23 protein-coding genes and 1 tRNA gene are annotated in these 22,344 nt (G+C 32.5%); 19 read left to right on the top strand and 5 right to left on the bottom strand.

All coding sequences use genetic code 11. The features are described 5' to 3' along the window. Nucleotides 1-153 precede the first annotated feature (153 nt). The 3 genes from AMQ68_RS16920 to nadA are packed head-to-tail and all read left to right on the top strand — an operon-like array spanning nt 154 to nt 2,702. Nucleotides 154-1,011: a YicC/YloC family endoribonuclease gene (locus tag AMQ68_RS16920; RefSeq protein WP_054511780.1), complete on the top strand. Its 858-nt coding sequence runs from the start codon at nt 154-156 to the stop codon at nt 1,009-1,011. Nucleotides 1,012-1,066: 55 nt separating this feature from the next. Continuing rightward, the gene (gmk, locus tag AMQ68_RS16915) at nt 1,067-1,633 is read left to right on the top strand and encodes a guanylate kinase (RefSeq protein ID WP_054511779.1); all 567 of its coding nucleotides are present in this window, start codon (nt 1,067-1,069) and stop codon (nt 1,631-1,633) included. Between the two features lie 49 nt (nt 1,634-1,682). Next, nucleotides 1,683-2,702, top strand: coding sequence for a quinolinate synthase NadA (nadA, locus tag AMQ68_RS16910; RefSeq protein ID WP_054511778.1), 1,020 nt, complete (start codon nt 1,683-1,685; stop codon nt 2,700-2,702). A 38-nt stretch (nt 2,703-2,740) separates the two neighbouring features. Here the strand turns inward: nadA and AMQ68_RS25370 are convergent, their stop codons facing one another. From AMQ68_RS25370 to AMQ68_RS25130, 5 genes are all read right to left on the bottom strand, one after another. Beyond that, nucleotides 2,741-2,908 (bottom strand): hypothetical protein, encoded by a 168-nt coding sequence (locus AMQ68_RS25370; RefSeq protein ID WP_160317997.1) that lies wholly within the window; start codon nt 2,906-2,908, stop codon nt 2,741-2,743. Nucleotides 2,909-2,972: 64 nt separating this feature from the next. Next, the gene (locus AMQ68_RS25365) at nt 2,973-3,161 is read right to left on the bottom strand and encodes a hypothetical protein (RefSeq protein ID WP_054511777.1); all 189 of its coding nucleotides are present in this window, start codon (nt 3,159-3,161) and stop codon (nt 2,973-2,975) included. A gap of 62 nt (nt 3,162-3,223) precedes the next feature. Next, on the bottom strand, nt 3,224-3,445 hold the full coding sequence (locus tag AMQ68_RS16900; RefSeq protein ID WP_054511776.1) for a hypothetical protein: 222 nt from the start codon (nt 3,443-3,445) through the stop codon (nt 3,224-3,226). 12 nt (nt 3,446-3,457) lie between these two features. Then, entirely contained in the window at nt 3,458-3,664 is a 207-nt protein-coding gene (locus tag AMQ68_RS16895; RefSeq protein ID WP_054511775.1) for a hypothetical protein, read from the bottom strand. Nucleotides 3,665-3,698: 34 nt separating this feature from the next. Next, nucleotides 3,699-3,893: a hypothetical protein gene (locus AMQ68_RS25130; RefSeq protein WP_123905731.1), complete on the bottom strand. Its 195-nt coding sequence runs from the start codon at nt 3,891-3,893 to the stop codon at nt 3,699-3,701. Nucleotides 3,894-4,210: 317 nt separating this feature from the next. Between AMQ68_RS25130 and thrA the strand changes: the two genes are divergently transcribed. The 16 genes from thrA (at nt 4,211) to AMQ68_RS25690 (ending at nt 22,234) form a co-directional block, all read left to right on the top strand. Beyond that, a complete protein-coding gene (gene thrA / locus AMQ68_RS16890; protein ID WP_054511862.1) occupies nt 4,211-6,658 on the top strand; it encodes a bifunctional aspartate kinase/homoserine dehydrogenase I in 2,448 nt (815 codons plus the stop codon). A gap of 10 nt (nt 6,659-6,668) precedes the next feature. Next, nucleotides 6,669-7,595: a homoserine kinase gene (locus AMQ68_RS16885; RefSeq protein ID WP_054511774.1), complete on the top strand. Its 927-nt coding sequence runs from the start codon at nt 6,669-6,671 to the stop codon at nt 7,593-7,595. 24 nt (nt 7,596-7,619) lie between these two features. Further along, a complete protein-coding gene (gene thrC, locus AMQ68_RS16880; protein ID WP_054511773.1) occupies nt 7,620-8,924 on the top strand; it encodes a threonine synthase in 1,305 nt (434 codons plus the stop codon). Nucleotides 8,925-8,929: 5 nt separating this feature from the next. Then, nucleotides 8,930-9,298, top strand: a complete 369-nt coding sequence (gene folB / locus AMQ68_RS16875) for a dihydroneopterin aldolase (protein WP_054511772.1) — start codon at nt 8,930-8,932, stop codon at nt 9,296-9,298. 38 nt (nt 9,299-9,336) lie between these two features. Next, nucleotides 9,337-10,701, top strand: coding sequence for a DUF4403 family protein (locus tag AMQ68_RS16870; protein ID WP_054511771.1), 1,365 nt, complete (start codon nt 9,337-9,339; stop codon nt 10,699-10,701). Nucleotides 10,702-10,723: 22 nt separating this feature from the next. Further along, a complete protein-coding gene (locus AMQ68_RS16865) occupies nt 10,724-11,224 on the top strand; it encodes an RDD family protein (protein WP_123905730.1) in 501 nt (166 codons plus the stop codon). 60 nt (nt 11,225-11,284) lie between these two features. Continuing rightward, a tRNA-Cys gene (locus AMQ68_RS16860) sits at nt 11,285-11,355 on the top strand. 754 nt (nt 11,356-12,109) lie between these two features. Further along, nucleotides 12,110-12,994 carry a glycosyltransferase gene (locus AMQ68_RS16855; RefSeq protein ID WP_241775163.1) on the top strand — a complete coding sequence of 295 codons (885 nt, stop codon included), beginning with the start codon at nt 12,110-12,112 and terminating at the stop codon, nt 12,992-12,994. Between the two features lie 771 nt (nt 12,995-13,765). Beyond that, complete coding sequence (locus tag AMQ68_RS16850; RefSeq protein WP_054511769.1) at nt 13,766-14,311, top strand: YMGG-like glycine zipper-containing protein; 546 nt, start codon at nt 13,766-13,768, stop codon at nt 14,309-14,311. 55 nt (nt 14,312-14,366) lie between these two features. Then, nucleotides 14,367-16,001: a hypothetical protein gene (locus AMQ68_RS16845; protein WP_054511768.1), complete on the top strand. Its 1,635-nt coding sequence runs from the start codon at nt 14,367-14,369 to the stop codon at nt 15,999-16,001. Nucleotides 16,002-16,051: 50 nt separating this feature from the next. Further along, complete coding sequence (aroC, locus tag AMQ68_RS16840; protein ID WP_054511767.1) at nt 16,052-17,122, top strand: chorismate synthase; 1,071 nt, start codon at nt 16,052-16,054, stop codon at nt 17,120-17,122. A 14-nt stretch (nt 17,123-17,136) separates the two neighbouring features. Next, the gene (locus tag AMQ68_RS16835; protein ID WP_054511766.1) at nt 17,137-17,700 is read left to right on the top strand and encodes a thioredoxin family protein; all 564 of its coding nucleotides are present in this window, start codon (nt 17,137-17,139) and stop codon (nt 17,698-17,700) included. Between the two features lie 130 nt (nt 17,701-17,830). Then, a complete protein-coding gene (locus AMQ68_RS16830; RefSeq protein ID WP_054511765.1) occupies nt 17,831-18,370 on the top strand; it encodes a TlpA disulfide reductase family protein in 540 nt (179 codons plus the stop codon). 83 nt (nt 18,371-18,453) lie between these two features. Beyond that, nucleotides 18,454-18,801, top strand: coding sequence for a YkvA family protein (locus AMQ68_RS16825; RefSeq protein ID WP_054511764.1), 348 nt, complete (start codon nt 18,454-18,456; stop codon nt 18,799-18,801). A 228-nt stretch (nt 18,802-19,029) separates the two neighbouring features. After that, nucleotides 19,030-20,409 (top strand): orotidine-5'-phosphate decarboxylase, encoded by a 1,380-nt coding sequence (pyrF, locus tag AMQ68_RS16820; RefSeq protein ID WP_054511763.1) that lies wholly within the window; start codon nt 19,030-19,032, stop codon nt 20,407-20,409. Nucleotides 20,410-20,461: 52 nt separating this feature from the next. Next, on the top strand, nt 20,462-22,234 hold the full coding sequence (locus tag AMQ68_RS25690; protein ID WP_241775162.1) for a hypothetical protein: 1,773 nt from the start codon (nt 20,462-20,464) through the stop codon (nt 22,232-22,234). The last annotated feature ends 110 nt before the right edge of the window (nt 22,235-22,344 follow it).

Raw genomic sequence — 22,344 nt, 5'->3', positions numbered from 1 at the left:
GTTCAAAAGTTCAAAACAGCAGTACGTTACCTTTTTTATCTTTTGGAAAACTAACTATTTTCACCCTTTTCTTTTGTTACTTTTGTGGTTAAAATTGAATATAGTAAGAACACATACACTTAAATGTTTATCTTTGTACGACAATAAAAAACTATGATTTTATCAATGACCGGTTTCGGTAGAGCCGAAGATGTTTTTGAAGGAAAAAAAATAACCGTAGATGTTAAATCACTGAACAGCAAAAGCTTTGATTTAAATATCAAAATACCGTTACGCTATAAAGAGAAAGAATTCGAGATCAGAAAAATTCTTAACGATAGAATTATCCGTGGAAAAGTGGATTGCTATGTTAATATAGAAAATCTTGAAGAATCCAATGATGTGAAAATCAATAAAAAACTGATTGATTCTTACATGAATGAGCTTCGAAATATTGCTTCTGATGCTCCTGAATTTGAGTACCTAAAAATGGCGGTAAGACTTCCTGATGCAATTACCTCAAGACCAGACGAATTAACGGATGGCGAATGGGAATCTTTAGCAAAAATTGTTAATAACGCTGTAGACAAATTTGAAGATTTCAGAAAGACAGAAGGGAGAACCTTACATCTGGAACTTGAGAAAAATATTAAAAATATTGACAAATATTTATCTGAAGTTATTCCGTTTGAAGAAGTGAGAATCCAGAGTGTTAAAGAACGTTACCAAAAATCTTTAAAAGAATTTGAGAACGTTGATGAAACTCGTTTCTATCAGGAAATGGCTTATTTCACAGAGAAATTAGATATTGCTGAGGAAAAAGTAAGATTAACTCAACACCTAAAATATTACCAGGAAGTAATGGATAATGAAGATTTCAATGGAAAAAAACTAGGTTTTATTTCCCAGGAGATCGGAAGAGAGATCAATACATTAGGTTCAAAAGCCAATCATGCTGAGATCCAAAAATTGGTCGTGATGATGAAGGATGATTTGGAAAAAATTAAAGAACAAACGTTAAACGTATTATAATGAGTTGACAGTTGCTGGATAAAACAGGCAGCAGAAACAAGCAACCAACAACCATATGAATAAAGTTATCATATTTTCAGCGCCGTCAGGAAGCGGAAAAACTACATTAGTAAAGCATTCTTTGGAGATATTTAATGAGCTCCAATTTTCAATTTCTTGTACTACGAGACAACCGAGAGGAAATGAAGCCCATGCCGTGGATTATCATTTTTTAAGTCCTGATGAATTCAGACAGAAAATTTCGGAAGATGCTTTTGTAGAATTTGAAGAAGTGTATACTGATAAATATTACGGTACTTTAAAATCTGAAGTTGAAAAGATTTGGAATCAGGGAAAAGTGGTGATCTTTGATGTTGATGTAAAAGGCGGAATTTCTTTAAAAAAATACTTTGGAGAAAAAGCCTTATCTATTTTCATTGAACCACCTTCCATTGAAGAATTGGAACGAAGATTGATTTCCAGAAACACAGATGATGCAGAAACCATCAAAACCCGCGTAGAAAAGGCAGAAGAAGAAATGTCTTACGCAAAAGAATTTGATAAAATCGTGATCAATAACGATTTGGATATTGCAAAAGAAGAAATAGAAAGTTTAATAAAAAATTTTATCAGTAGAGATTAAAATCACTTAAAAATTTCTACTTTTAAAAGAACAAAACATTGAGGTTGATATGAGTACCGAAACATTAGAAAGAGCTAAATCTGCGATTCCGGTAAGAGGATTTTTAGATATAAAAGATTTGGTAATTCCTCAAGGAGAAGAATTGGTGAAAGCTATTCTTAAATTGAAAGAAGAGAAAAATGCGGTTATTTTAGCGCATTATTACCAACCTGGAGAAATTCAGGATATTGCCGACTTCTTGGGAGATTCTCTGCAATTGGCAAGACAGGCAAAAGATACCAATGCTGATATGATTGTATTCTGCGGAGTACATTTCATGGCAGAAGCGGCAAAGATTTTGAACCCAACTAAAAAAGTAGTTCTTCCAGACACCATGGCGGGATGCTCTTTGGCAGATGGTTGTTCAGGAGAAGGTTTGAGAAAAATGCGTGAGCAGCATCCTAATGCTTTGATCGCAACGTACATCAACTGTAATGCTGAAACAAAAGCTGAAAGTGATATTATTGTAACAAGCTCAAACGCTGAAACTGTAATTGAAGCATTACCAAAAGACAGACCCATTATTTTCGCTCCGGATAAAAACTTAGGAAGATATTTATCTAAAAAAACAGGACGTGATATGATTCTTTGGGATGGAAGCTGCATCGTTCACGAAGCCTTTTCTATGGAGAGAATTGCACAGCAGTTAGCAGATCATCCGAATGCTAAAATGATTGCACATCCTGAAAGTGAAGAAGCCGTATTGAAACTGGCGCATTTTATCGGTTCTACTTCTGCCCTATTAGATTATGTGGAAAAAGACGAATGCCAGACATTCATCATTGCTACAGAAGAGGGAATTCTTCACGAAATGAGAAAGCGTGCACCCCATAAAGAATTGATTCCTGCTTTGGTTTTTGACGAAAGCTGTAATTGCTCAGAATGTTTCTATATGAAACGTAATACAATGGAAAAGTTGTACTTATGTATGAAATATGAACTTCCTGAAATCCTTATTGACGAAGAACTTCGTTTGAGAGCATTGAAGCCCATTGAGGCAATGCTAGATCTTTCGAAAAGCATTAAATAAATCAAAAGCACTGTTTTCACAGTGCTTTTTTATTTCTATTAAACCATAGGTGTATAACAAGTTCCTCCCTGATTTCGCCAGCATCCCCATCCTCCTTTTCGGAAGCATACATACGCTTCACCACCACACGCATCTATCTGAACTTGCGTGAAACCTCCTTGAATTTTTGTCTGTTCTACTCTTGACAGTTTTTTTAGATTTTTCATATTGTTTTAATTTTGATTGGTCTTTAAAATATAAATTGACGTTTTTACCGTACTGTTTTACCTATTATTGAGGAAAGCAATCCACACTTACAATCACTTTTGATTTACAGCATGAAGGCAGAGCATCAAAAGCTTCGCATGATCTTGGAAGTCCTGGTCCATATGGTCCTGGAGGGCAAGCATTATTACAAATTTGTGCACCACCGTTAATCGACTTCAGATTTTCTCTGTTAATTTTATTAAGATTTTTCATAATTGATTGAGTTTAATTTAGTTTAGTTTAAAAATATAGAGTCTCTTTTTTATAGCATTTTTTTAAATTGCAGAGATGGGAACAAAGCAATCTGCGCTCACCAATACACACATTTTACAGGTTTCGGATAAACCAAAATAAGCTTCACAAGAAGCACTAGAGGAATCTGGCCATCCTCCTCCAGGTCCAAAAACAAGATGGGAAGGACATCCCTCGCAACGCGAAACTCCTGATCCGTTAACCTGTTCTAATTCTCTCCTATTGATCTTTTTTAAATTTTTCATGGTATTATTTTTTTAGAATTGAATGGGTACAAAGCACTCCATATTAACAAGAACACATTTTCTACAACTATCCGGAAGTCCCCAATACGCTTCACAAGAATGAGTATCATTGGGTCCAAAGGCTCCTGTTGGACATCCGTTACAATATGAATTTGGTGATATTCCTGCCCCAGCAATCTGTTCCAGATCTCTCCTGTTTAATTTTTTCAAGTTTTTCATAATAACTTTATTTTGATATTGGTTAGTTAAAAATTTAAGGATAAAGACTCTGGCAACCTAGTGAGATATCTGTATCAAAAAAGTAAAGACAACGTTTACGAGTTCCTACTGTAGTACACACTGCACACCCTGTAGGTCCGCAATCCAAGTCTACCACACACGAGCTGCTTAGCGCTCCTCCATTAATTGATCGGAGGTTTTCTCTGTTTAATTTTTTTAGATTTTTCATAGTAGTTTTGATTAAGTTAATGTTTTAAAGATATACATTTTCGATAAATCACACAATATTGAAAAACAATGTTTTTTGATTTAAAATTTGATATATCAAAATAATTTGTACATTTGTTTGATAATAATGAACATATTAAGAAACATATCTGATATTTCTATTCCGAAAATTTCTATTTCGGAAGTATCTTTTGTTTCTATTACATCAATTACTATTACCCCGTAGCGGGGTACATTTTCACATATCATTCCCGGCACCCATGCTCTTTATTTAAAGAGTCAAAATTTCGATTACCCATAATTCAAAAAACAAAAATGATGAAAGTCCTAAAATTCGGCGGTACATCTGTCGCCAATGCCCAACACATAATATTGACTGAAAATATAGTCAGGAAAGAAACTTCACCCCAAATAATTGTTGTGGTTTCAGCATTGCAAGGCGTTACAGATAACTTAATAAAAGCAGCTGAGCAAGCTTCGGATAAAAATGAAAACTACCTCCCTCTTATTAAAACCCTTGAAGAAAAACATTTAAATCTTGTAAAAGAGCTCATTCCCATCTTAGAACAAAGTGCATGGCTAAGTTTTGTAAAAAAACATTTCAATGATATTGAAGAACTCTGCAACGGAATATTTGTTTTAGGAGAATTTACAGATCGAATCAAAGATAAAATAACTTCTTACGGAGAATTTCTATCTTCCAACATTATTGCTGCAAGATTCAAATTTGAAAAATTAGATGCAGTCTGGATGAATTCCGCAGATCAAATTGTTACCAACAGTAACTTCACAAATGCTAAGGTAGATTTTGAAGCTACTGAAAGAAATTTAAAAAAATATTTTGAAGAGAATCAACACCAAATTACGGTAGCTCCTGGGTTTATCGCTAAAGATCATCTAGGAAATACCACAACTTTGGGCAGAGGCGGATCAGATTATACGGCTTCAATATATGCTTCATTAGTCAATGCAGAAGAACTGCAAATCTGGACTGATGTAAGTGGAATGATGACTGCAGATCCCAAACTTTCTTCTAATGCTAAACCGATTCCGGAAATATCTTATCAGGAAGCGATGGAACTTTCTCATTTTGGAGCAAAAGTTCTGTATGCGCCAACAATACATCCTGTGATGTTAAAAAATATCGACCTGAGAATTAAAAATACATTTGAACCGGAAGCATTAGGAACTTTAGTTTCTCATAACATCAAGGTTTCAGCAGCCGAAGAACAGCAAATAGCAGTTGGAATTTCAAATATGAACCATATAGTACTTCTTACTTTGGAAGGAAGCGGAATGGTTGGAACACCGGATATTTCAGCAAAGCTTTTTCAATGTTTTAGTCAGGAAAAGATAAACGTACTGTTCATTACTCAAAGTTCTTCTGAACATTCAATCACATTAGCCATCAATGAAAAAGATGTGGTAAACGCAGAATTGATAATCAATTCTTCTTTTGAGGATGATTTAAAATTTAATAGAATTTGTCCGGTAAAAATAGAATCAGGACTTTCCATTGTAGCGTTGGTTGGTGAAAACATGAAAAGCCGAAGTGGCGTAAGTGCTAAGATGTTTGGATGCTTAGGGAATAATGGAATCAATATAAGAGCTATTGCTCAGGGATCTTCAGAGAAGAATATCAGTATAGTAATCTTAGAGAAAGACATCCGAAAAGCTGTGAATGTGCTTCATGAGGAATTCTTCGAATCAGAAATAAAACAAGTCCATCTTTATATTTGTGGAACAGGAAATGTAGGCTCAAAACTGATTCAGCAAATTTATGATCAGAATAAATATCTTCAAGAGAATCTGTTAATCAATGTAAGAATCGCAGGAATTTCAAACAGTCGTAAAATGGCATTTGCAGATAAAGGAATTCTAGAAAATGAGTTGAACGAGAAGCTAGAAAACGGTGAGAAAGCGTGTTCTAAAAAATTTGCAGAAGAGATTATTTCCCGAAATCTTCGAAACTTAGTTTTTGTAGATATAACCGCCAATGAGGAAGTTCCTGAGATCTATGAAACTTTATTAAAAAGCAGTATCAATATTGTCGCTTGTAACAAAATCGCTGCTTCTTCGGATTTTGAAAAATATAAATCATTAAAAAACATTGCTAAAAATCACAGTTGCAAATTTTTCTTTGAAACCAATGTGGGAGCAGGTCTTCCTATTATCGGAACCATTAATGATCTAATAAGAAGTGGTGACAAAATCACTTCCATCCAAGCTGTATTAAGCGGAACCTTAAATTTTGTATTCAATAATTATGATGGAAGCAAACCTTTTTCTGAGGTTGTAGCACAAGCACAAAAAGAAGGATTTACAGAACCAGATCCACGATTAGATTTAGCAGGAACAGATGTTGCCCGCAAAATTTTAATTCTGGCAAGAGAAGCGGGATATCCTCTTCAGTTTGATGAAATTGAAAATATAAGATTTCTTCCTGATGAGTGTATGCAAGGAAGTGTAGATGATTTTTATGCTACCATGATACAATATGAAGATCATTTCAAAAAGATATTAGATGAAGCTAAAAAAGACGGAAAAATTCTAAAATATGTGGCAGAATTTAAAGATGGAAAAGCCAAGGTTGGGCTACAACACATTGCACCAGAAAGTGACCTGTACCATCTTTACGGCAAAGACAATATTGTTATTCTAAAAACCCTGCGTTATTCTGAGCAACCGCTAGTAGTAAAAGGAGCGGGAGCAGGCGCCGAAGTAACAGCAAGTGGAGTTTTTGCAGATATCGTACGTTCTGTCTAATAATAAAAATATGAAAAAAATAAAAATAAGAGTTCCCGCAACAATCGCCAACTTAGTTTGTGGTTTCGACATCTTAGGAATGGCAATTAATCAACCTTATGATGAAATGGAGTTTCAATTACTGGAAACTCCCGATATCATAATAAAACATACAGATGGTTTTGGCCTTCCTGAAAAAGCCGAAGAAAATGTTGCCGGAGTCGTACTTTTAAAAATTCAGGAACATTTTAATCTAAAAACAGGTTTTAAAGTAACGATTCATAAAAATATAAAGCCCGGAAGCGGGCTCGGCTCCAGCGCGGCTAGCGCCGCTGGAGCCGCCTTTGGAGCCAATGCCTTATTAGGGAATATTTTATCTCAAAATGAGATCATTCATTTTGCTCTATTTGGAGAAGAACTGGCTTCAGGAGTGGGACATGCAGATAATATTGCCCCTTGTCTTTTTGGAGGTATAACATTAGTGAAATCCATTGACCCAATTGATATTATTCCATTACGATGTCCTAATTTGTTCGTTGCCGCCGTACATCCACAAGTTGAAGTAAAAACCTCAGATGCAAGACAGATTTTAAAGAAAAATATTTTGTTGAAAGACGCTGTACAACAATGGGGAAATATAGCCGGATTAGTAGCCGGAATTCAAAATAACGATCATGCATTGATTGGGAGAAGTCTCAATGATGTGATTATAGAACCTATCCGAAGTATTTTAATCCCAAAATTTGACGAGGTTAAAGCAAAAAGCCTACAAGCAGGTGCATTAGGCGGTGGTATTTCAGGCTCTGGACCTTCTATTTTTATGTTGGCCGAAAAAGAAGAAACCGCACAAGAAATTGCTCAGTTGATGAAATCTGTTTATGATGAAATAGCTATAGAAAGTTTTGTGTATGTCTCAAAAATCAATCCAGCAGGCATTGAAATTATAGATGAAAATTAATATTCTGAATTAAAACAAATACAAATGATTTATTATAATTTAAAAGATAAAAAAGAACAAGTCGATTTTAAAACGGCCACAATCAAAGGACAAGGAAATGAAAAAGGGTTGTTTTTCCCTACTAAAATCCCTCAGTTTGAAAAAGATTTTATTGAGAATTTACCTCAGTTTTCAGATGAAGAAATTGCGTTCCGATGTATGAAAGATTTTGTGGGCGATGAAATCCCTGAATCAATAATAAAAGAGATCGTTTCCCAAACAATCAATTTCGAAATTCCTTTAAAAAAAATCAATGATAAAATTTCTGTGTTAGAACTTTTTCATGGTCCCACATTAGCGTTTAAAGATATTGGTGCCCGATTTATGAGCCAGTGCCTCTCCTACTTTTTAAAAGATGAAGATAAAAAAGTTACTGTATTAGTGGCAACTTCAGGAGATACAGGCGGTGCGGTTGCGCATGGTTTTTATAAAACTCCGGGAGTGAACGTGGTTATTTTATATCCAAAAAACAGAGTAAGCCCAGTTCAGGAAAAACAACTGACGGCATTGGGTGAAAATATTTCAGCCATTGAAGTTAATGGAACTTTCGATGATTGTCAGACGATGGTAAAACAAGCCTTTTCAGATCAGGAAATTAATGCAAATTTATTTTTAACATCAGCCAATTCAATCAATGTGGCAAGATGGCTTCCACAGCAGATCTATTATCTTTTAGCCTTAAAACAATGGCAAAAAACCAATAATGAGAATCCTGTAATTTGTGTACCAAGTGGAAATTTTGGTAATATTTGTGCCGGAATCTTAGCCCATTTTAGAGGGTTACCAGTTGAACATTTTATAGCCGCTTGCAATGAAAACGATAGCATTCCTAGTTATTTAAAGACTCAAAAATTAGAATATAAAAACACGGTTGCCACCTTATCTAATGCAATGGACGTAGGACATCCAAGCAATTTTGTACGAATTCTCGAGATTTTTGAAAATCAGTTTGAAAATCTTAAAAATACTGTTTCAGGATATTCTATTAATGATGAGCAAACGTTAAAAACCATAACCGATGTTTATACAAAATATGGATATACATTAGAGCCTCATAGTGCTGTAGCTTTTACAGCATTAGAAAAATTTACAGAAGAAAATCCGGATAAAAAAGGCTTCATTTTGGGTACCGCTCATCCCGTAAAATTTCCCGATGCCGTAGAAAAAGCAACCAACATTAAAATTGAACTTCCGGAATCTTTGGTAGACTTAATGAATAAAGAGAAAAAAACTGTAGAAATTAACGCAGATTTTGAAGAATTAAAACGAATTTTGCTTGACAAAAATTAAAAGCAATGAGCAAAATCTATCTTGAAGATGTAAAAATATATGCCTATCATGGAGTATTGCCTGAAGAAAATACTATTGGGACCTATTATATATTGAATCTGGAGCTTCACACTGATTTATGGAAAGCTTCGGAATCAGATAATTTAAATGATACCATAAGTTATGCAGATATCAATGCGATTATTCATGATGAAATGAAAATTAAATCAAAATTATTGGAGCATGTTGCAGGAAGGATTATTGCAAAAATTCAGGGAAAATTTCCTGAAATTTCTTACATCAAATTAAAAATAACCAAAACTGCTCCCCCAATGCAAGGCGAAATGAAAGGCGCAAGTATTGAACTGGAAAAAAGTTTTAAACCAGAAAATTAAAATATCCTTATTTTCGTATTCTAAAAAAACATAAGAAATTGAAATTCATAAAAATATTATTTCTATTAGCATGTATCCATATTTTTGGGCAAACCAATGTTGATAACCAATTGGCAGCGTATAATTTTCCGAAGATAAAATCCAGTATTACAATGCCGGTAACGATTCCGCTTTCGGAAATCAATAATATGATCAACGCTTCTGTGAAAGATCTGATTTATCAAGACGATTCTTACACAGACAATAACAATGATCAGTTTAAAGTAAAAGTTTGGAAAACTCGCGCTATCCGAGTAGTTGGAGGAACTAATCAGAACTTACTGATTGAAGTTCCTTTAAAGATATGGGCAGAAAAAGGAATCGGAACGTTGGGAGTCTACACGTATCAGAATACCACTTTTGAAACGGTGATGTCATTCAACACATCTTTAAGTTTTAAAAATAACTGGACCATTGTAACCAATACGCAGCCAAATGGTTTTAAATGGGTAACAAAACCTGTTTTAGATTATGGAAAAATAAAAATCCCCATCACTTCTTTAGTTGAAAAGAGCCTAAAGGAACAACAGGAGAAATTCTGTAAAACCCTTGACCAACAAATGGCTACACAATTAAATTTTCAACAATATGCAATGATGGCTTGGAATGTTTTCACTCAACCTTTTAATATTTCTGAAGAATATAATACTTGGTTGAAAGTAACACCAATCAACATTAACATTACTCCATTAAAATTTTACGGAAACCAAATTGATACCAATATTGGAATTGATGTATATTCTGAAACTTACACCGGCAGCAAGCCAGAATCTTCACAACCTATAAAAACGGCAAGCAATTTTAATTCTGTTCCTGTTCTTGCAGATAAATTTTCACTTCAGACCACCGCCAATATTCCTTTTACAGAAGCCTCCAATATTGCAAGAAAAACTTTCTTGAATAAAGAGTTTGATTTAAAGGGTTCTAAAGTGAAGATTACTGATATCAGGGTCTATGGATTGGATAATAAAATCATGATCGAAGCTGAAACGGATGGTTATGTAAAAGGAAAAGCTATCATTTCGGGAATTCCTGTCTATGATGAATCCAAAAGAAAAATCGTTTTGTCAGATACCAAGTTTAAACTTAAAACCATGAATATTCTTCAAAAGACAGCTTCCGTTTTATTTCAAGGAAAGATTGTGAAGATGATTGAAGAAGAATATGGAATTCCTACTCAGGAGCTGGAGGATAATTCAAGAAAAAGTATAGAAGAAGCCTTTAATAAAGAGTATTATAAAGGATTAAATATGAAAGGTAAGGTATACAGCCTAAAACCGACTAATATCCTTTTAAATCCTTCAGGAATCACCGCCGTTATTGACATTAGTGCTACATTGAAGTTAATTGTCACCGGAATGTAAAATAACAAAACTAAAAACAACCATGATAAAACATTTACGAATTGTTGAAGATAATAGAGCTTCAAGCAGCATTAGATTTGCAAATTATATAATAGATTTGATAGTTTTAATCATCATAAATACGATTTTATCTTTTGCTTCAATCTTAATATATTCTTATACCTCAATAAGTTTCTTCTATTTTTATAACAATGGAGGATTACTTTGGGAGTTTTTTACTGGAAATCTGGTAAGCTTTATCTATTATTTTCTGTGGGAAAAATATTCAAATGGAAGAACTGTAGGGAAATATGTTACCAATACTAGAACGATTAGTATAGATGGTAATGATGTAACCACTCAGCAAGTACTGTATAGAACTTTATCTAGGATAGTTCCTTTCGATGCTCTTTCATTTTTAGGAGGTGGAAACGGATGGCATGACAGCTGGAGTGATACCCGCGTAATTAATGTGAGAAATTATCTCGCTGAAAAACAGGCAAAAGACGATATAAACAGCCTTGGCACAAAAGAAAATTTGTAAAAAGTTTTTGTAGCGTCAGATATTTTATTATATTTGCACACCTCAAAAATGGTAAATCATGGTACTTTGGCCGAGCGGCTAGGCAGTGGTCTGCAACACCATCTACAGCGGTTCGAATCCGCTAGGTACCTCAAAAACTTCTAATCGATTGATTAGGAGTTTTTTGCTTTATAGAGATAACCAAAATCTCATTTTCCACATTCTCATCATCACTTTTAGCAATATCATCTCAGCTATTCTCAGGATGAATACTATTTTGATTTTAATGATTGGGGACAAACTATTATGAATATGAAAATATTCCAACATCCATAACATCGCTTTTAAAAGAATTAAAAAAACCTCCCATTCAGGAGGTCAAAAAAAACACAAATGATGAAAACATATTATATAAGGAAATATAATATCATTTTATAACTACTCAAAGTTAAGCCATCAAAAATATTATTTTTATGAGTACGCTCATAAAAGTTCCAAAATCGTCTTTGTTATTAATTTCATTTTAAAACGGCTATCAATTTAATGTAATATTTACTGTATGACAGGGTAATTTCAACTGTCTGAAAAACAAAACATTAAAATAATGCAGTAGATATGCAGTAGGTAAAAAAGATACAAATCGGTCATAAATCAATACTTTTATGTTAATTATTTCGAAAACGAATTGTATTTTTGTTACAATATTCTTAACAAGAGCTTACAATATGAATATGAATTTATCAAAGAAAACAGTAAAAAATTATTAAATCTCATTTAAGAGACATAACAATTTACTATTAGCAATCTAAATTCCACAATTAATACCAATAATAGTTAATATTTAATCCCAACTGAATACTAACTATTAAATACAAAATTATTCATAAAAAAGCATTGATCTTAATCATGATTTTTAAATTTTTTAATGACTACTTTTATCGTGGAAATATAACTCACGGAACAATGAATAAAGTATCGATTTTAATAGCCAATTATAACAACGGGAAATTCTTTCTCGAATGTTATAATTCGATTATCAATCAGACTTACAACAATTGGGAAGTTATAATTGTTGATGACGCCTCTACCGATGACTCTATAGAAATAATTAAGAGTATCATCCAAAATGACAATCGGTTCAAGCTGTACCAAAATTCTTCAAATAAAGGATGTGGCTTTACAAAACGAGAATGCATGGAACATGCGACAGGAGACATATGCGCTTATTTAGATCCCGACGATGCCCTCTATCCTATTGCTTTAGAAGAATCAATCGAGGAATATCTATTTAATGATAAAATTGTAGCTACCTATTCAAAAATGATGATGTGTGATGAAAATTTGAATCCACAGAAAACCTTTAGCGCTACAAAACAAATTTTCAATGACAAATACTTTTTCAATTGTCCTATACAATTTTCCCATTTTTTCACCTTCAAAAGAGAAACGTATTTAAAAACACAAGGTATTAACCCAGACTTAAAAAGTGCTGTAGACCAAGATCTTTATCTTAAAATTTTAGAATTTGGAAACGCTGCATTTATTAATGAAGATTTATATCAATACAGACTTCACTCTTTCGGTATTTCTCAGCAGGGTTCTAAGCAAAGAGCAAAAGATTCATTCGCAAAAGTAATTCATGAAACCATGAAGCGAAGAGGAATAAAAACAATCAACAACCAAGATGTTCCTGAGCAATTTACCAATCCCGAAGAAATTTTTCAACTCTTACAATACCAAACTGCTCCTTTGTTTAGAATAAGGAATAAACTTAAACTAACCTTCTTGTAATTTTTTCAAAATTACGTTCCAAACCCAACTCGTTAATACAAAAAGGCCTCCCTTGCAGGAGGCCGTAAAAACACAAATGATGAAAAAAATCTATCCGGAAATGAAAACCCGAATAGAGTATCGTAAGTAGCAACTTTTATTGCTCTATTTTATCTTTTATAAAGTCAAATATTAGAGATTGATATCAAAAAATATTTTGTAAAATCTTCTAATATTAATGTATAATTTGAAAACTCAAATTTACTGTTTATTTCTATAATAAGTGAATAAAAATCTATTTATCTAATAATTTTCACAAAAAAATATCTAAACAAACTCTTTACTATTGCAAATATAAACTAATTTTCCATTAATCCTTATCCTTTCAATTGGATTATTACATTAACATAAATGTTGATTTCAATCTGATAATCAGAATCTACCACATATTGAGCTATAATTGACTCTCAGGACATCTATTTAAAAAAACTAAATCTACAAGCGTATAAATTCTTATGTAAAAATGGTGATTTATTTTATAATGTTACAATTGTTTAATATTCATAAACAACTAGTAAAAACATAAAAATAAAAACAATAATAAGATTATAGACTATTATTATTCAAACATACAAAGTATATAAAACTTAAATTACATAAAAAATAAGATTACCCAACATTAATAAAAAATAGTATTTTAAACTTTTTTTAGAATATTTAACATTACTTAACTAAAGGTTGGCTTCATAATTGAAAATACTATGTTAATACATCCTTATTAAAATTTGAGTTATGAAGAATATAGTATTAACAGGGCTTTTGTCAGTTTTTTTAATGACCGCCTGTAAGAAAAACGATCAAGTTGCTGAAAAATCTCTGGAACTGCAGAAAATAGAATTCCAGACAAAACAGCTTGACATAGAAAAACAAAAATTAGCTATTGAAAAAGAAAAAATGGTTTATGAAGCACAGAAAAAAGCAGATAGCATCGTAGAATCTCAAAAAGCTAAAACTGCAGCTGCCAATAATTCAAAACCACAGATCATAAGAGAGACAAAAACTATTTACAGAGACAGACAGTCAAGCTCAAGTTCTAATAATGGTACTTACGCAGACAACGGAAACACTGCTTCACAAGGTACTACAAAGAAAAAAGGAATGAGTAAAGCTGCAAAAGGTACAATCATTGGTACCGTAGGTGGTGCTGCTGCAGGCGCTCTTATTGCTAAGAAAAACAGAGGCCTTGGTGCTGTAATTGGTGGTGTTGTAGGAGGCGCAACAGGATATACAATTGGTAGATCTGGCGATAGAAAAGATGGTAGAGTACAGCCAAAATAATTAATATTTTCACAATAAATTTAAAAGATTGCTTATTTTTAGGCAATCTTTTTTTATGATTTTAATTTTACTTTCATCAATTCTTCTAATTCCGACCTTAATCGGTTGGGGAAAAATCGTAGAGAATATACTAGGTTCTTTATTTGATGGAATTTCAGGGAAAGTTTTATCCGGAATAGTAGGCATCAGCTTACTCTGGACCATTCTATCCTTTTTTATTGCTTTGAATATTTACGTGGAAATAAGTACCATCCTACCAGGACTCCTCTATTTTATTAAGGATAAATTATATAAGCAGTTCTATTCATTTTCAAAAAAAGACATCTTATCCATTGGTATAATTTCCTGTGTCATTTTATTAGCGAGTTCTTATTATCCTTATATATTAGATCATTTTGGATATTATCTTCCTACTATAAAATGGCTCACAGAATACGGATTGGTCAAAGGAATTTCAAATCTGGATCTCACCTTAGGGCAAATGTCTATCTGGCATATTTTTCAGGCGGGATTTTCTAATTTCTCAGATCCATTTTTAAGAATTAATGCGATCATATTAATAGCCTACTCCATTTATATTATTGAAAAGAAAAGCTGGATTCAACTTTGTTTTATTCCTATTTTACTTTTGTTTTCACAATCGCCAAGTCCGGATCTTCCTGTTATTGTTTTTTCATTAATCATTTTAAAAGAAATTCTTTCCGGAAATCAGAAAACTTCATTATTGATTGGTTTTTCAGTTTTTGTCTTTGCCATAAAGCCTACTATGATCTGGCTTCCCATCTTAAGCTTCCTCTACTCTATCTTTATCGTAAAGTCAAATTATAAAAATTTAGTTTTAGGAACCTTAATTCTTCTTTTATTTTTTATTAAAAACATCTGGGTCTTTGGTTACCCCATATTTCCTGTTTCTGTTGGAGATATTGGGGTCAGCTGGAAACCCAATTCTGAAGTTTTAAGAATTTCCTCACAATACGCGATCTTAAAAACTTATGATATGCAGTATTCTTATCAGGAAATACAACATTTTACTTCGATAGATTATATTAAAAACTGGCTTTTTTTAAAAGGAATAAAATCAAAAATCAATATTCTTTTCATCCTCACATTATTTATCTTTATTGTTTTTACCATTATTAAGAAGAATAAAATCATTACGCTTATTTGTATTTCACTCATTATAAAAAGCATTTTAGTTCTTTTATTTTCCGCACAATACAGATTTTTTATTGATGTTTTCTTTGTGATCTTTTTCGTAATGTTCATTAATCATTTTACCCAAAAGAAAGCTTTTATAGTCTTTGCATCATTAAGTTTATTTTTTATAGGATTTTTATCATTCCCAAATCTTATTCAAAAATACACCCCAAGTTTCCGGTTAAGTAAGTTTATGGGAAAGTTTGAAAAAGAGCAATTGTATAAACCATCAAGTTATATTTATAATAATTTCACGGCACATCAGGTTGGAAATTTACAATTCAATATTTCTAAAAAATATCCTTTTAGCTTTGACACTCAGCTTCCTGCTATTTCCTCAAGCTATATTTTTGATGATGTAAAAGCAGAAATATTTCCGCAGCTTATTGATCAAAATAATATCAAAAAGGGATTTATCTGGAAAAAAATGACTCCAGAAGAGATAAAGGAAGCGCAAAACATTATTAATACTATCGAAAGCGCTGATCAATAGAACTCATACAGAAACTTTATTATATGAAGAAAAATCGGTAATTTTGTATCATGTTCAATACTTTAGGTAATCTTCTCAGTCTTACAACATTTGGAGAAAGTCACGGTGTGGCTTATGGTGGAATCATCAATAATTTTCCGGCAGGTTTGGAAATCAATCTTGATCAAGTTCAGTATGAATTAGATCGTAGAAAACCCGGCCAATCAGCTATTGTTACACAAAGAAAAGAAAGTGACACTGTAAAATTTCTTTCAGGAATCTTTGAAGGAAAAACAACGGGAACTCCAATTGGTTTTATCATCGAAAACGAAAATCAGAAATCGAAAGATTATGATCACATCGCTAATTCTTATCGTCCGAGTCATGCAGATTTCACGTACGATCAAAAATATGGAATCAGAGATTATCGTGGCGGTGGAAAATCATCAGCAAGAGAAACAATCAACTGGGTTGTAGCAGGAGCTCTTGCAAAACAACTTTTATCAAATATAGAGATCAATGCTTACGTTTCTTCTGTAGGCGATATTTTCTGTGAAAAACCGTATCAGGATTTAGATTTTTCTAAAACCGAAAGCAATGAAGTTCGTTGCCCCGATGCAGAAACAGCAGAAAAAATGATTTCAAGAATCAAAGAGATCAAAAAAGAAGGAAACACCATTGGCGGAACCATTACTTGTGTGATCAAAAATGTTCCCGTGGGAATTGGTGAACCTATTTTCTCTAAACTTCAGGCAGAATTAGCAAAAGCAATGTTGAATATCAACGCCTGTAAAGGTTTTGAATATGGAAGCGGATTTTGTGGAGCTAAAATGACAGGAAGTGAGCACAACGACGGTTTCAACACAGATTTCACTACAAAATCTAACCTATCTGGTGGAATCCAGGGTGGAATTTCTAACGGAATGGATATTTATTTCCGTGTTGCCTTCAAACCTGTTGCCACTATTTTAAGACCTCAGGAAAGTGTTGATAAATATGGGAATCCGGCTATTGTGGAAGGAAAAGGAAGACACGATCCTTGTGTAGTTCCAAGAGCTGTCCCTGTAGTGGAAAGTTTAGCTGCTTTTGTATTAGCAGACTTATTTTTGATCAACAAAACAAGAAATATTAATAATTTTTAATATCAACATATCGTATGAAAAATTACTGGGATAAAGGAATTTCTTTCGAAGACTATGTAAATACAGGAAAAGAAAGATTAGCAAATCCTACCACTCAACAAGAAATAGAGTACAAACAATATTACGAGTTGGGACTTCAGAGAATGGAAAGAACTTTAAAAAAGTATACTCCAGATGAAGAGCAATTAAAAGAGTTAGCATCTAAAAACTTCGACGGAAAAATTTTAATTATTTCTGAAACGTGGTGTGGCGATGCAAGCGCAACCGTTCCGGCTTTGGTTAAATTTTTCGAAGGTCACAACGAAGTTAGAATCTTCTTAAGAGACAGCGATAAAAGTTTGATCAACCAATTTTTGACCAACGGAACAGAGTCTATTCCTAAAGTTATTATCTTAGATAAAGATTTTAACCTTAAAGATTCTTGGGGACCGCGTCCAAAATTTGGTAAAGAATTATTAATGAAACATAAAGCCGATCCTGAAACGTATACAAAAGATCAGTTTTATAATGATCTGCAATTATATTATGCTAAAAACAGAGGAAAAGATTCTGTTCAGGAGATTTTAGATTTATTATAATTAAAGAATATCTAAAAAGACAATAAGTATTAGCGATGTCATCCTGAGCGGAGTCGAAGGATCTCAACAGAATTAATTTTTCGTAATTGAAAATTTACAGATCTAAAACAATTTTTATTAAAAAGTAAAAATGAAAAAAAATATAATCTATATCGTATTACTCGCTATTATTGGTGTAGTTGCTTTTGTTCCGGGAATAAGAAATTCTTTAAAAACCCTATTCTTCCCGATTGCAACCATTGAAAATGCGGTACATATTAATGAAGAAGATTATGATATTGAATTAAAGGGAATCAATGTTCCAAGCACAAATCTTAAAACATTTAAAGACAAACCTATTTTCCTTAATTTTTGGGGAACATGGTGTCCTCCGTGCAGGAAAGAATGGCCTTCTATTCAAAAATTATATGAAACAAGAAAAGGAAATATAGACTTTGTATTAATTGCAATGAATGATCAGGAACCGGCAATAAGAAAATTTTTACAAGAAAATAATTATAACGCGCCCGTTTACATTGCTCAAAGCCCTATTTCAGAAAAGCTGTTGCCTAAAGTATTTCCAACAACTTTTCTATTGGATAAAACAGGAAGGATATTAATAAAAGAAGATGCATCAAGAGACTGGAACACAGAATCTACCCATCAGTTCATTGATAATATTATTAAGTAATATTTAACTAAAATTTGTATTGAGTTGGTATAAAATTTGCGAAATTTACATCGTAAAAAAATTATTTTAAAACCAAACACATAATGAAGTACTCAAAATTAAATTTGGCAAAAGAGGCTATTAACCATAAAGGTTTTGTAAAAAAAATTCCTGATATATTCAGAATGGTGAAAATGTGGAAAAAGGGATTGTATCCTGTAAGCTCCATTGATATGATTCTTCCATTATTAGGACTTCTCTATGTGATCTCACCTATAGATTTACTACCCGAGGTTGCCATACCTGTTTTAGGCGTTTTAGATGACTTGGCTGTTTTGTCGCTAACCATTCCTAAGCTGATAAAAGAAGTAGATAAGTTTTTACTTTGGGAAGCAGAAAGGGAATACAGTTCTGGTGACACAAAATTAATTGACGCTCAAATTTTAAAATAAATAAAAGACATTCCTTTTCGGAGTGTCTTTTTTGTTAATGGTGAAAACTCAATTAGTTTCGCTTCCAATTTTAATAATTCACACCTAGTAAATCCCGCTAGATCATTAACAATTGTCTTTTCACTTGCAAAGCAAAATTGACTATTAATAACTAAAATTCACAATTGCCCTTTCACATTTTACAATTCCCTTTCAAATCCTTAAATTTGCAACATCTAATAAAAAATAATGGAAAGTAAAAAAGAATTCTTTTTGGAGTGCTACAAACTAGGTATCATTAAATTCGGAAGATTCACTTTAAAAAGTGGTATTGAAAGTCCGTTTTATGTAGACTTAAGACCTTTAGCTTCAGATCCTAAAATTTTAAAAAATCTTGCTAACTATTTATTGGAAATGCTTCCTTTAGATAATTTTGATTTGATCTGCGGTGTTCCTTATGCAGCACTTCCAATGGCAACAGCAATGTCTTTGGAAAGTTACATTCCGTTGATTATTAAAAGAAAAGAAGCGAAAGATTACGGTACTAAAAAAATGATCGAAGGAATTTACCAAAAAGGGCAAAACTGTCTTTTGGTAGAAGATGTAATTACTTCAGGAAAATCTTTAGTAGAAACAATCGCCGAAATTGAGCAGGAAGATCTAAAAGTAGCCGATATCGTTGTAGTTCTTGACAGAGAGCAAGGCGGAAAACAACTTTTAGAAAGCAAAGGATTTAGAGTTCATACCCTTTTCAATATTTCAGAAGTTTGCGAAATTCTTCAGGAAACCGGAGATCTTAGTGATGAAGAAGTAAAAAGAATTCAGGATTTCCTTCAAGGAAATCATATTCAGTTTGAAGAAAAAACAAGATGTTCTTACGAACAAAAACTACAAAATGCTCAGCATTCAGTTTCTAAAAAATTATTAGAGACTGCATTGGCAAAACAATCCAATCTTATTGCTTCTGCAGATGTTACGACCACTCAGGAATTATTGGAATTGGCCGAAAAAGTAGGTCCCCACGTTATTGCTTTAAAAACGCATATCGATATTATTTCTGATTTCGATTATGAAAAAACAATTACTCCATTAAAAGCTTTGGCTGAAAAACACCAGTTCTTATTAATGGAAGACAGAAAATTTGCCGACATCGGAAACACTCAGGAACTACAGTTTACAAGCGGCGTTTTCAAAATTACAGATTGGGCAGATTTTGTAACGTCTCAAGTTATCGGAGGTTTTGAATCATTAGACTGTTTCAAAAATGTAGGTGTTGTTGCCATCATCGGAATGTCTTCAAAAGGAACTTTAACAACCAATAGCTATAGAGAAGAAGCGCTTAAAGTAGCTTTATCTCATCCTAATGTAATTGGAGGTGTTTCTCAAAATGCTATCCCTGAAGAAATCTTATTATTTACTCCAGGAGTGAATTTAGCAGATTCAGGGGACGGAAAAGGACAACAGTATAACACTCCTGAACATGTATTTAAAACCCTTCATACTGATTTCATCATTGTAGGAAGAGGAATTTATAAATCTGATAACCCTGAACAAGCTTCTATCACTTATAAAAATGAAGGTTGGAAAGCATATTTGAATTCTTTAGAAAAAAAAGCAATTCAGAACTAAAATTTTACGAAATCTATTCAAAATAAGTTATATTTGGTACTTTATCAGAATTTTGAAAAAAGTTATTAGTATTTGTCTTATTTTGTTTTTGGGTGTTGTAGAAGTTTCTGCACAGAAAGACAGCATTTATATTGAAGCAAAATTATCTTCGGATAAAAAAACGCTGACTATCAATCAGGAACTTATTTACCACAACAATTCTGAAAAGGATTTAAATACCGTAAAACTTTTAAACTGGGTTTCAGCTTATAGAAAAAGAGGTACTTCGTTGGTTTACAGAAAACTGGAAGACAGAAATAACGATCTTCATTTCGCAAAACCTGAAGAACAGGGGAAACTTTTAAACTTAACCGTTAAAAGTGCCTATCATCAGGATATTGCTGTAAATAATATCTCAGAAGAGAATCTCTTTCTTCCTTTAGCTAAAGCTTTAAAACCCGGTGAAAGTGTAAAATTACAACTGCAATATCAGATGCAGCTGCCTGATAAAAAATTTACAGGCTACGGAACATCTGATAAAAATATAGCTTTAAAATATTTCTTTATTGTTCCGGATCATTTTGATCCGGACAATATTTCTCAAAGAAATTACCATGATATTGAAGAATCTATTAGCTTCAATACCTACTGGACTATTAATTTTGACCTTCCCGTTAATTATTTCATAGAAAGTAATCTTCAGCAAATTCAGATGAATTCTTTTAAAGGATATTTGGATTCTGATCCTGAATTTCTGATCTCACAAAATGAATTTCCTTCCATAAAAATAAATACTCCGGATATTAACACCGAAATAAAATTCGGATATAATTTAAAACCGGAAGAGAAACAGAATTTAGAATTTTACTTGCCTCTACAATTACAATTCATCAAAGAAAAAATAGGTTCTATTCCTGAAAGGTTGTTTATTTCTGAAAAATTTAGAGATAAAGAAGATTTCTTTGGAAATAATGACATTCTGTTTTGGAAATTCAGATTTAAACTTTTCGCCGAAGCTGAAAATACGGATATGGATTATTTCGGGATCATTGCTAAGAAGATTCTTGATGAAAGTATCATTGCAGATAAACAAAACAATCATTGGTTTAAAAACGGGTTAAAGTCTTATCTTGAAATTCAATATTTAAATAAATTCTATCCAGAAACCAAACTTTTAGGAACATTGCCAGAAACTAAGGTTTTCGGAATAAAACCTTTAAAGCTTTTTCATGCTTCAAAAGTTAAGTTGATTGACCGTTATGGGTTGGCTTACCAATACATCATGTCCCAAAATCTTGATCAGAAGATTGATGAAAAATTTACTGTTCTGAGTAATTTTAATGACATGGCGATCAGTAGTTTTGAAACAGGAAGTCTGTTTAATTTCTCTGCCAATAAAATGGGGTATGAAAAATTCAATGATTTGTTAAAAAATTATATTGCTAAAAATAGTGATACGCAGATCAACCCAAAAGATTTCCTGAAAGAACTTGCCGAACAGGATAAAACTACCAACTATTTAGCCGCATTTTTAGAGAAAAAAAATAGGGTTAATTTTAAATTAAAAAGGTTCAGAAAAGAAGATGACTCTTTAAATATCAATATTCATAAGAATACACTTTCTTCAATTCCTGTAAAACTGGAAACGGAGACCAAAGAAACAAAAGAGAAAAAAGAATATTGGATAGAAACAGAGGAAAATGAAAAAACAAAAATAGTTTCTATTCCAGCTTTAGATATCTATAAGATCACCTTGAATAATGATTTTATCTTCCCAGAATCAAAATATCGAGATAATTTTGTGTATGCAAAAGGTATTTTTTCAAACACAAAAAAATTAAATTAAAACTGATAAAAGACATTCCTAATCCTGAATTCAATGAAATTTATGTAAGTCCGAGAGTTCGGTTTAATAATACCTATGATAAATTTCTTGTAGGATTCAATTTTAAAAAT

The sequence above is a fragment of the Chryseobacterium sp. ERMR1:04 genome (assembly GCF_001297705.1).
Classification (GTDB): domain Bacteria; phylum Bacteroidota; class Bacteroidia; order Flavobacteriales; family Weeksellaceae; genus Chryseobacterium.
The sequence above is the reverse complement of the archived record's forward strand: the minus strand, read 5'-3'. Positions and strand labels throughout refer to the sequence as shown.

Bases quoted from the DNA above. Each gene is read 5' to 3' on its own strand.
- AMQ68_RS16920 (WP_054511780.1), top strand. From the start codon at position 154: ATGATTTTATCAATGACCGGTTTCGGTAGAGCCGAAGATGTTTTTGAA.
- gmk (WP_054511779.1), top strand. From the start codon at position 1,067: ATGAATAAAGTTATCATATTTTCAGCGCCGTCAGGAAGCGGAAAAACT.
- nadA (WP_054511778.1), top strand. From the start codon at position 1,683: ATGAGTACCGAAACATTAGAAAGAGCTAAATCTGCGATTCCGGTAAGA.
- AMQ68_RS25370 (WP_160317997.1), bottom strand. From the start codon at position 2,908: ATGAAAAATCTAAAAAAACTGTCAAGAGTAGAACAGACAAAAATTCAA.
- AMQ68_RS25365 (WP_054511777.1), bottom strand. From the start codon at position 3,161: ATGAAAAATCTTAATAAAATTAACAGAGAAAATCTGAAGTCGATTAAC.
- AMQ68_RS16900 (WP_054511776.1), bottom strand. From the start codon at position 3,445: ATGAAAAATTTAAAAAAGATCAATAGGAGAGAATTAGAACAGGTTAAC.
- AMQ68_RS16895 (WP_054511775.1), bottom strand. From the start codon at position 3,664: ATGAAAAACTTGAAAAAATTAAACAGGAGAGATCTGGAACAGATTGCT.
- AMQ68_RS25130 (WP_123905731.1), bottom strand. From the start codon at position 3,893: ATGAAAAATCTAAAAAAATTAAACAGAGAAAACCTCCGATCAATTAAT.
- thrA (WP_054511862.1), top strand. From the start codon at position 4,211: ATGAAAGTCCTAAAATTCGGCGGTACATCTGTCGCCAATGCCCAACAC.
- AMQ68_RS16885 (WP_054511774.1), top strand. From the start codon at position 6,669: ATGAAAAAAATAAAAATAAGAGTTCCCGCAACAATCGCCAACTTAGTT.
- thrC (WP_054511773.1), top strand. From the start codon at position 7,620: ATGATTTATTATAATTTAAAAGATAAAAAAGAACAAGTCGATTTTAAA.
- folB (WP_054511772.1), top strand. From the start codon at position 8,930: ATGAGCAAAATCTATCTTGAAGATGTAAAAATATATGCCTATCATGGA.
- AMQ68_RS16865 (WP_123905730.1), top strand. From the start codon at position 10,724: ATGATAAAACATTTACGAATTGTTGAAGATAATAGAGCTTCAAGCAGC.
- AMQ68_RS16855 (WP_241775163.1), top strand. From the start codon at position 12,110: ATGATTTTTAAATTTTTTAATGACTACTTTTATCGTGGAAATATAACT.
- AMQ68_RS16850 (WP_054511769.1), top strand. From the start codon at position 13,766: ATGAAGAATATAGTATTAACAGGGCTTTTGTCAGTTTTTTTAATGACC.
- AMQ68_RS16845 (WP_054511768.1), top strand. From the start codon at position 14,367: ATGATTTTAATTTTACTTTCATCAATTCTTCTAATTCCGACCTTAATC.
- aroC (WP_054511767.1), top strand. From the start codon at position 16,052: ATGTTCAATACTTTAGGTAATCTTCTCAGTCTTACAACATTTGGAGAA.
- AMQ68_RS16835 (WP_054511766.1), top strand. From the start codon at position 17,137: ATGAAAAATTACTGGGATAAAGGAATTTCTTTCGAAGACTATGTAAAT.
- AMQ68_RS16830 (WP_054511765.1), top strand. From the start codon at position 17,831: ATGAAAAAAAATATAATCTATATCGTATTACTCGCTATTATTGGTGTA.
- AMQ68_RS16825 (WP_054511764.1), top strand. From the start codon at position 18,454: ATGAAGTACTCAAAATTAAATTTGGCAAAAGAGGCTATTAACCATAAA.
- pyrF (WP_054511763.1), top strand. From the start codon at position 19,030: ATGGAAAGTAAAAAAGAATTCTTTTTGGAGTGCTACAAACTAGGTATC.